The 7,590-nt window shown below is 34.3% G+C and carries 9 protein-coding genes; 4 read left to right on the plus strand and 5 right to left on the minus strand.

Going from position 1 to position 7,590, the window contains the following annotated elements; translation table 11 throughout:
- The first annotated feature begins 266 nt into the window (after positions 1–266).
- The 4 genes from D7V20_RS17970 (at position 267) to D7V20_RS17985 (ending at position 2,995) form a co-directional block, all read left to right on the plus strand.
- On the plus strand, positions 267–671 hold the full coding sequence (locus tag D7V20_RS17970; protein WP_018680083.1) for a MobC family plasmid mobilization relaxosome protein: 405 nt from the start codon (positions 267–269) through the stop codon (positions 669–671).
- Entirely contained in the window at positions 661–2,475 is a 1,815-nt protein-coding gene (locus D7V20_RS17975) for a relaxase family protein (protein WP_120385290.1), read from the plus strand. The genes D7V20_RS17970 and D7V20_RS17975 overlap by 11 nt, the downstream gene beginning before the upstream one ends.
- 69 nt (positions 2,476–2,544) lie before the next feature.
- Complete coding sequence (gene relB, locus D7V20_RS17980; protein WP_120385291.1) at positions 2,545–2,733, plus strand: type II toxin-antitoxin system RelB family antitoxin; 189 nt, start codon at positions 2,545–2,547, stop codon at positions 2,731–2,733.
- Entirely contained in the window at positions 2,720–2,995 is a 276-nt protein-coding gene (locus tag D7V20_RS17985) for a type II toxin-antitoxin system RelE/ParE family toxin (RefSeq protein WP_120385292.1), read from the plus strand. The genes relB and D7V20_RS17985 overlap by 14 nt, the downstream gene beginning before the upstream one ends.
- Here D7V20_RS17985 and D7V20_RS17990 read toward each other — a convergent pair.
- The 5 genes from D7V20_RS17990 to D7V20_RS18020 all read right to left on the minus strand — a co-directional run bounded on the left by D7V20_RS17990 (position 2,992) and on the right by D7V20_RS18020 (position 7,316).
- On the minus strand, positions 2,992–3,615 hold the full coding sequence (locus D7V20_RS17990; RefSeq protein WP_120385293.1) for a C39 family peptidase: 624 nt from the start codon (positions 3,613–3,615) through the stop codon (positions 2,992–2,994). The genes D7V20_RS17985 and D7V20_RS17990 overlap by 4 nt on opposite strands.
- 516 nt (positions 3,616–4,131) lie before the next feature.
- Entirely contained in the window at positions 4,132–4,440 is a 309-nt protein-coding gene (locus D7V20_RS18000; protein ID WP_004679450.1) for a hypothetical protein, read from the minus strand.
- A 354-nt stretch (positions 4,441–4,794) separates the two neighbouring features.
- A complete protein-coding gene (locus D7V20_RS18010) occupies positions 4,795–5,268 on the minus strand; it encodes a hypothetical protein (protein ID WP_120385296.1) in 474 nt (157 codons plus the stop codon).
- 58 nt (positions 5,269–5,326) lie between these two features.
- Positions 5,327–6,202, minus strand: coding sequence for a hypothetical protein (locus D7V20_RS18015; RefSeq protein ID WP_120385297.1), 876 nt, complete (start codon positions 6,200–6,202; stop codon positions 5,327–5,329).
- A 73-nt stretch (positions 6,203–6,275) separates the two neighbouring features.
- Positions 6,276–7,316, minus strand: a complete 1,041-nt coding sequence (locus tag D7V20_RS18020) for a replication initiation protein (RefSeq protein WP_120385298.1) — start codon at positions 7,314–7,316, stop codon at positions 6,276–6,278.
- Positions 7,317–7,590 lie beyond the last annotated feature (274 nt).

Below are 7,590 nucleotides of genomic sequence, written 5' to 3' on the forward strand. Positions count from 1 at the left end.
TTATTGATTATTTTTCCTCAATAGCTAATCCAGTTTTAACTACAAAAAAAGGCATGAAAAAGATATGTTTTTCAGTTAGATTTTACTTAGATTATTTTTTAATAAGCAAGGATACACAGTTACCCCTATTTCACTTCGTTCAATAATGATAATCTGTGACCTTGATCAGGGGCTTCACCCCCGATACCCCCAAAAAATTCTTAAAAGAAAAATCAAAGATTTTCCATTTAAGAATTTGACGACCGTCAAATTTTGGATTGATTGAAATGAATGATAGTTCAGAGACAAAGACAACAAAGTTAGTGCGAGAAAGAACTTTTAAAGTCAGACTTTCAGAATCAGAGTACCAATTGCTTGATACCAATAACCCTTTTGGTTCGATTGCAAAGTTGCTACGTCAGTCCGCAGTAGAGAAAGCAACAAAGATTCATAATTCCAAAGCAGATGATGACGAAAAAATTAAAACAACCAAGATTGTTGAATCTTCATATAGCAAGATAGAGCGAGAACTAATCTTAGAATTAAGCCGAATAGGTAATAACGTTAATCAAATTGCTAAAGCGATTAATACTGATATTGCAGGTACTGGGACGTTTGACAAAGTAAAGTTACTTCATTTGTTGATTTCGATAGATCAGCAGCTTAGGGAGATACGTCCAGATGATCGTTGATTTCTTTCGGTATGGTTCAGGTTTGTCTAAAGGCTGTCTCGATTATTTGTTAGGTGAAGATAGAGAGCGTGAAAATGCCATAGTGTTAAATGGTGATGTCGAATTAACCGCTCAACTGATTGATAGTAGTCCTTTTGCCAAAAAATATACTAGTGGTTGTTTGTCTTTTTACGAGCATGATTTATCTGACCAAAATAAGCAGCAGATCATGCAAAATTTTGAGCAATGTCTTTTCCCAGGTCTTGATCAAGATCAGTATCAAATTTTATGGGTACAGCACCAAGATAAAGTAAATCAGGACACAGGAAAGACAAGGCTTGAGCTAAATTTTGTGATTCCGAATGTCGAGCTTTCAACTGGCAAACGGCTACAGCCATTCTATGCACCCGTTGATTTAGATCGAGTGGATCTGTTTAAGAGAATTACCAATGCAGAACATAGGTTGTATGACCCCAATGATCCGAACAATCAGCAGCTTTTAATCAATAAGAAGAACTTACCCAAGGATGTGAAGGATTTTAAAGAACAGTTACACCAACGGATTTGCCAAGCTGTGGTTGATGGCAAATTTGCCGATCGGCAAGAATTGGTGCAGTGGCTAGAATCGAATGAAATTAAAGTCACACGACAAGTTAAAAATTCCATATCTATTGAAAACCCATACGAGGGCGCAAAACGCCCCATTCGTTTAGAGGGCGAGGTTTATGAGCAAGGCTTTAGAGCTACTGGCGAATATCGACAAGAAGTACAACAGCGAATTGCAGAATATCGAGGAACAACTGGCGAACGGTATCGAGCAAACGTCACAGAATATCAAAGACAGCTTGAGCACAAGAACCAATATCACAACGACCGCTATCCAACAGTCAGACGAGAAATTAGCGCAGAACATACAGAACAGTTCAAAGCAGATCGAGAAGCAGTTAGAGCAGTACCAAGCCTTGCTACAGTCCAAATTGAGCCGTTTAAAGCAAATGAACGAGCAGATACAGACCGAAGAACAGCAAGCACAGAACAAAAGCCTACTGAAACAGCTTACCATTTTGAATATGGGACTGATTTCAGCAGCAGTTATTTTGCTTATAGCGATTTTCTCGTTCGGTCTCGTCAGCAAAAACAAGTACAGCGAAATACAGACCCTGAATATGGCAATCAACGAGAAGCAAATGCGAGTGGATCACCTGAACCGATCGGGGGGCAGTTTGACGTTCAGTACATGCAAGCGACCAGACAGCAAAGCTCAGCGGCTATGTATTCAGATCAACAAGAACGCAGGGGAATGGCAGAACGGCTACATGATTCCAATGGGGTATTAAACGATGACCGAATTAGAAACACAATTATTGAAAATCATCGAAGAACAACAGCAACAATTACTGCAACAACAAGCGCAATTGCAGAAGCAACAGCAAGCTTTAGACACAATGCAAACCAAGATTATTCAAGCCTTGTCAGCGCAGTCAAAGGCAATCGAGAGCGATCAGCAAAGCTTACAGCAAGCACAGAAATCATTGGCGACAATGCAAAAACAATTTCACGAGCTAGAACGCAGTACAGCCACCTATATCGAGCAGATCAATGGCAAAGTCAGAGAGATGAGCCAAATTACAGCGAACTGCGAGGACGTACTGGAGAAAATCTCAACTGTACAGCGTTCAGTCTCGTCACAAGTAGCCAGTGCACAGCAGAATTTGCTCGAAACATCCGAACTATTGAAGCGAATATCGTCCAAATGAAAGAACAGCAAAAGGAAATGGAGAAGCCCCAACCTAAGAAAAGCCGAGGTATGGATTTTGAGATGTGAAACGGAATATAGTTATTTCATACAGTAGGTAGTAAAATTGCTGAATTAATACTCAAATGGGTTCCACATATGAATACAAAGTTTGATCCGATCGTGTCTGAGTTTGAGAGTTCTGATCAAGAAGAAAGCTATAACAAATGGTTTAAAGCCAAGGTTGAAGCTTCTCTAATGGATACTCGTCCTCTTGTTGCCCATGATCAAGTCGTTGCTCGTATGAAAAAGCTTCGAGAGGAACGTCTAAATAATGTTAATCATTAATTGGAAGCAAACAGCAATTAATGATTTGGAAAGTATCACGACTTATATATTTGATCATAATCCAATAGCAGCTTTAACTTTAGAAAATGAGATATTACAGACTGCGGAAAGATTAGCTGATATGCCTTATAGTGGTCGGCTTGGACGTGTTGATGGAACAAGAGAGAAAATTCTACATCCAAACTATTTAGTTGTATATCAAGTCACCTCAACTGCTATTAATATTTTAAATATCCTACACACAAAACGAGAGTATCCTTAGCGCTGAGATGCGAGTAATTTAATTGCCTGTGTCGTTGCGAGCCTAATATCTTTCGAAAAAAATGTTGAATTACTTGATTGATCCTTAGGAAGAATCACTAAAATTTTTCCCTTTAAGTGATCATCAGCACGAGTTTCCCACATTTCTTTAAATTGGTATGTACTTAGTGTTCTTTGTCCTAGCGATGGGTCAGAAATTCTGACGAAATTGTTATTAATGCCTGAAATAACGGTAAAATGATCATTTTTTCTATGTTTGATATAAGCAATGACTGGGATTTTCAACTTCTCTAATGTGTCTAGTGATACAGCATAACCTTTTGCTTGAAAACCTAATTTATTTAATGCTTTCTGCATATCGTCAAAGGATGCCATAAGGTCACCCTTATCCATGATTTTTAAAACTTCTTCTTCAGTTACTTTTTGGTTGTAATAACCATTAAGAAGGGTTGCAATCGATGCAGCACCGCAAGAAAAATCAAGATCTTGTTTTACGATATTATGATCACGGATTTGTTTCCATGATTTTACTTTAATCTCATTGTGGTAGTGATTGAAGTAAATGGGATTTGCATGAGTGAATTGTGTCATTAATATTAGGCTAATGAAAAGCTTATTCATAAATAATTCTTAGTAAGTATGTTGTATTTCATATATATTCCTATTTTTTATGATCAAAAATATATAGAATTAGTATCATAAATGAAAAAAATATACATACTATTAAAGAAAGAGCCATACTATCTATGAATACAAATGAAATTTTTTTAATAAAAGCATTTAACTCAAGTGGAATCCTATTATTCTTATAGTCTATGAACGTGAGAGCTAAAAAGCTTATAATAGTAAATAATATAAAAAAATATATGGCAGCAAAAGTTTTATTCTTATTTTTAATTTTCTCCAGTATTTTACCAATAATAAAAAATCCAATAATTGTACAGATAACAGCATTCAGTGTTAATGATAGTAAACCATTTACTTCCATAGAACCCCTTAACTCTTACATACAGAATATCTCTGTTGTTAAAATTTGAGTTATTGATTTAAATTTTAGATTAAAAAAACTTAAAAAAACAAATAAATACTTTTAAAGAATATTTTTATAGAGTATTTAAGCAAAAAATCTACTAGTTACTATGAGAAATTTTCTTTGATATCGTCTTCCTTGTATAGAATAAATTCGCTTAAAGTGTTGTTGTTTAATGAATTTTCATTTAATTTTTCTATGCTTTCTATAGATATACTATACTTTATAGTTTCAGCAGGCTTTATATTTTCTACATATAATTCATTTTGCATTAATTTTGATATTGCCAATGATTCAACTTCTTTAATATCATCTGATTCCACAAAAATATAAACGAAAAAACCAGTAGCGATCGTTTCATTCTTTTCATTTATGAAATTGTAGTTTTCACCATGTAGTTTTACATCGTAAATCATCTTTAACTCACAGTATGTATGGATATCTATAAAGTAAATCTAAATTCATAGAATTATTACTTTGAATGATAATTGATTTGCTGGCTAAATTGTTAGTGGATATCTTTAAATCATCATTTTTTAAATCAGTTATTATAAAAAACACATCACACTTTACCTCTTTAGTAATCATACAAATAAATTCTAGGAATTTTGAACTCAGAATTCCTTCACTATCTATTATTGAAGGGGGTTGTTGGCGGGAATAGATATAAAAGCCATTATCCATTTTTATGAAATCATGTTTCCTATATCTATCCTTTTCGATTAAAATACTTTTTGTCTCTATAACAACAAAGCTAAATATAGACATTTTTATCGAGGGCTACCATACCATACATGAGCACCATTCCTATTTGATGTATGGTAATGAGTAAATCTTTGTCCAGCTCCTTGATGAAATTCTCTTATACCATTACGTCCAACAATATTACTCGCTTGAGATCGAGTATTAGCCATTACTCCCCAAATTTGATTCTGTCTTATTGCATTATTACCAGCACTTTGTACCATCGATCTTGCTATACTTTGAGTAACATATCTTTGAACAATGAATCGACCACCAGCCATTATTCCGACAGCAACTAATGGAGCTATAGCCCCTTGAGTATCTTTCATTTCTTGATTAGAAAGTTCAGTCGCTTGAATGTTTTCGAACTGAGAAGCATCAAAAATAGTGTTTAATTCTACGGTATTTAAAGTCGTTGATGCTTGTAATGGTTGTTGAGCCATTGTTGATGTTGCAATCATAGCAGTAGAAATTAATGCTGTTGATATTAATAGTTTCATATTTCACCCTTGTTAAAAAATATTTTTAGTTTAAGTTTATAATTAAGTATTTATTTTATCAGAATTTTCTATTGTAATTCAAACGAATCTCATTTGAATTATTAAAATCTTGGCGGGAGGTTGCCAAAATACTGAGATTAGACTTGTCATCTAAGCCTAAACCTATTCCAAAACTATAATCTATATTATTACGTTTTTTTTCCATAATTTGCCCATTGAGCTTTTGAGTATCGATAGTTTTGAAGTTTAAGCCTGCAATCAACGAAATAAGATCATTAGCAGAGAAAGCAATTTGTGGATTGAAGAAAAATAAATCAGCAGGTTTATATTCATCTACAGCATTAATATTTCTTTCAAGGCTGTACTTATATCCAGTCGTCAGTGATAAAACGATAGGATCATAAGATCGATAGGTTGTAATTCCAGCACTCCAACTTGAAAAAGTTGAGTTTTCTTTCTCATTTTTCTCAAGGATAGAGGTTTCCAAAAAAGCAACTAAGGCAGGGTACTTTGCATCCTGTAGAAATTGATAATTTAGTCCGATTGTAATATCTGAAATATCAGTCTCATTCTTAGATTTTTCCTCAGAATTCACATCTAAGAATCGATTTGATGTGTAAAGTAGATTGGTTCGTAAACTGACATCCAAGTCTTTGATCAGCCCATATTTAAGACCAAGTGTTGTCACGAGATACTCATTTTGGAGCTGTTCACTTCGAATATTGGTTGGCACATTAATAAAAGATGAGTCAGAGATTTGAACAGGAATATAGCCCCCCACTTTTGTGTTGTTTATCTTGTTGTTGCCATAAGTCAGACCAAACTCAGTTGTTACCTTACCTTTATCTGAGATCAAGTTTTCAACAGTAAGCGGAAGATCAGCATGTGAAAGCTGAAAAAAGCATAAAGAACATGAGGCAATAATCTTTTTCAATTTAAGTCCTAGATTGTTATTGTATAAAACAGCGGTTTTTTATCTTAAAGAGACAATTAGGTCAATCATTTTTTTATTTTGATTTAAAACCGACTTGTGCCAAATAAGGGGTTAATTTCTTCTGTTTCTCAGGGTCTTTAAGCATTGAGCGTAACCGAGCTTTAAAACTTGGCATTTCTTCACCTACATTCGCCATTGCCTGTACTTCACTTAAGTCTGCTAATTTGCTTGCAAACGTGTCTAGTTGAGCCTCTGACATACGTATAAACGTGTCTGTTGGTTTATCAAACATATCAATGGTTTTAGTGCATTTTGTTGGATTCTCTATAGTATTTTTCTTAATTAAGATTTGAAAATGGGTGATAATTCGCCCTACTTTTTCCTGTTTTAGCGTTAAAGTAAATTCACCTTGAGAATTGACAACGTTAATTGCTGGCTCTAAAACTCTACGCTTAAAGTCAAAAACCTTTGGGTATTTATCAAGAACACCAAAAAATTCCTTCCATTCATCAATATGCATTGATTTTGTTTTACCCAAGTCTTTCCATTTACAAATCAATTCATACAGACGTTTTGCATTAAAAGATGTCATATCTATGGTTTTGCTGTAATTATAATTTGTATAGGCATCACCAGTTTTATCAATTAGAAATCTTAAAGGGTCAGAAAAAAGAAGATAAATAAAACCACTTTTATCAGCATAACCGACACTTTGTAGCCAATTATGTTCTGTTATTACTGTTTCATAACGTCCATGTTTAGGAGGAACTACACAAACAGCATGGGGTTCTTTGTTTTGTTTTTTATCCAAGTCAATATACAACTGAAATTTTAATTGTCTACTCAACAATGTATTTGCCGTAGCTTTTAACTGCTGATAGGCATGGCTTTCTGAAATCTGATTAGCAACAGCAAATTCTTGTGCTGTGATAAATACCTCGTGGTTGCCTGTGCCTTGCTTGTGTAGTTTGTTTATAGCAAGGGTCATTAGATCATGTTCAGCAAGAGTTAAATCAAATCCTGCTTCGATCAGGGTATTCGATTTTGAAATCAAAATATCTTTCTTGTCGTCCGAGTAAAAAATCGGATTTGATACAAATTGATTCTCACTCATTTAAACCATTCCATTAAACGGATAAATTTTTATGTTGTCCGTCTATATTACTATAAGCGGACAATTTTTCAAGTTGTACGTTTGTAACGTGGGGTTTGTACGTTTATAACGTGGGGTTTGTACGTTTATAACGTGGGGTTTGTACGTTTATAACGTGGGGTTTGTACGTTTATAGAGGCTGAAAGCCTTGTGGCACAAGGGCTGGAGGGGGGTCTATAATTCTTATAATTCTTATAATTCTTATAAAAAAGCATTTTTTAAAAAAAATCAGGTT

This window comes from Acinetobacter rongchengensis (genome assembly GCF_003611475.1).
Classification (GTDB): Bacteria; Pseudomonadota; Gammaproteobacteria; order Pseudomonadales; family Moraxellaceae; genus Acinetobacter; species Acinetobacter rongchengensis.